General features: G+C 73.2%; 1 protein-coding gene. It reads left to right on the top strand.

Annotation, left to right across the window (positions count from 1 at the left end; genetic code table 11):
* Positions 1-585, top strand: a 585-nt coding sequence (locus tag AC27IQ_RS26785; RefSeq protein WP_487091509.1) for a cobaltochelatase subunit CobN, incomplete at both ends; no start/stop codon positions are given.

Genomic DNA, 585 nt, shown 5'->3' with positions numbered 1-585 from the left:
TGCAGGCCGTGGCGGCGCTGGAGGCCGAGGACGCCGAGGAAAACCCCATCCGCGCCCGCATCCTCGAAGAATGCGCCGCGCTGCAGCAGCGGGGCGTGGACGCGGCCGCTGCACGCCGCCAGGCCGGCTGGCGCGTGTTCGGCGCACCGCCCGGCCATTACGGCTCGGGCCTGAACGGCCTGTTCCAGACCGGCGACTGGCAAGACGACGGCGACCTGGCCCGCGCCTACGTGGGCTGGAGCGCCCATGCCTACGGGCAGGACGCCGCGGGCGAGCCCGCGGGCGATGCGCTCGCGCGCCGGCTGCAGGGCCTGGACGTGGTGGCGCAGAATCAGGACAGCCGCGAACACGACCTGCTCGACTCCAGCGATTACTACCAGTTCCAGGGTGGCATGGCCGCCGCCGTGCGGCACCTGTCGGGCCGGCAGCCCGCCCTGTACCACGGCGACCACGCCAACCCGCAGGCGCCCCGCATCCGCACCCTGAAGGAAGAGATCGGCCGGGTGGTGCGCGCGCGCGTCACCAACCCCAAGTGGATCGACGGCGCCAAGCGCCACGGCTACAAGGGCGCCTTCGAAATGGCAG

This window comes from Acidovorax sp. KPB24-07, from assembly GCF_057543315.1.
This window is presented reverse-complemented; position numbering and strand designations above follow the sequence as displayed.